A 1,344-nucleotide genomic window follows, 5' to 3' on the forward strand; every position below is an offset into this window, starting at 1 on the left:
CGGGACCTGTCCCCGAGTGGTGGACACCTCTGAGCCCGGCCCCGGCAGGGGCCGGGTAGGAGGGATCTCTTATGGTGATGAAGGTCTACTCGCCCGAGTTCAGGGCGGACGCTGTCGCGCTGTACCTGTCGGACCCGGGCCACACTTACGAGGGCATCGGCAAGGACCTGGGGATCAGCCGGGAGACGCTGCGCAACTGGGTGCGGGCCGAGCGGGCCCGCCGCGGTGAGAGCGGCATGACGAGCACGAGCACGGAGAAGAACAAGGTGGAATCCCCGCCGACGGCCGAAGAGCTTCAGGCCGAGAACGAGGCCCTGCGCCGGGAACTGGCGACGGTGCGCAAGGAGAATCAGAAACTGGCCACCGAGCGTGACATCCTGCGCAAGGCGACGAAGTTTTTCGCACAAGAGATGACCTGGTGAACCGCTTCCAGTTCATTGAGGACCACCACCGCGCCTGGGGCGTGAAGCGGTTGTGCGCCGTGCTGGAGGTCGCCCGCTCCAGCTTCTACAAGTGGCGGGCCGGCCGCGCAGCCCGCGCGGCACGTGAGCGGGCCGACGTCGCGCTTGCCGGGCGGATCCGGGCCGTGCATGCCGAGTGGGACGGCACCTACGGCCGCCCCCGGATCACCGCCGAACTGCGCGACGACGGCGAGCGCGTGAACCACAAGCGCGTCGGGCGGGTGATGCGGAAGTTCGGCATCGCCGGGCTGCGACTGCGCAAGCGCGTAACCACCACCGTGCCCGAACCGTCCGCCATCCCGGTGCCGGACCTGTTCCGGCGCGACTTCACCGCGAGCATGCCGAACGCCAAGTACGTCGGGGACATCACGTACTTGCCGGTGGGCGACGACGAGTTCCTGTATCTGGCGACGGTGATCGACTGCTTCTCGCGCCGTCTGGTGGGCTGGTCGATCGCCGACCACATGCGCACCGGGCTTGTCGCCGACGCGCTCCGGGCCGCCGCCGCGACCCGCGGCAGTCTGGCCGGCGCCGTCTTCCACAGCGATCACGGAGCCCAGTACACCTCTCGCCAATTCGCCGAAGCCTGCGCCGAGTTGGGGGTGCGGCAGTCCATGGGAGCGGTCGGCACCTCGGCGGACAACGCCCTCGCCGAGTCGTTCAACGCCGCTCTCAAACGCGAGACACTGCGCGGTGCCCGCCGCTTCGACGGCGCCCGCGCCTGCCGCCTGGCGGTCTTCGGCTGGATCACCCGCTACAACACCCGCCGACGGCACTTGGCGAACGGACAGCAGGCGCCGATCGTCTACGAGCAGCAGTCAGCTACCCTGACACTTGCCGCATAACGATACGAACAGGTGTCCACTCTTCGGGGGCAAGGCCC

Annotated in this window: 1 protein-coding gene; it reads left to right on the plus strand. The window is 68.8% G+C overall.

Annotation, left to right across the window (positions count from 1 at the left end; genetic code table 11):
* Positions 1-71 precede the first annotated feature (71 nt).
* A protein-coding gene (locus ACIRJP_RS42660) for an IS3 family transposase (RefSeq protein ID WP_404186641.1) occupies positions 72-1,306 on the plus strand; the annotation gives its coding sequence in 2 pieces (ribosomal slippage) (positions 72-408 and positions 408-1,306; 1,236 coding nt in all).
* Positions 1,307-1,344 lie beyond the last annotated feature (38 nt).

The organism is Streptomyces sp. NPDC102437 (assembly GCF_044765565.1).
Lineage (GTDB): Bacteria > Actinomycetota > Actinomycetes > Streptomycetales > Streptomycetaceae > Streptomyces.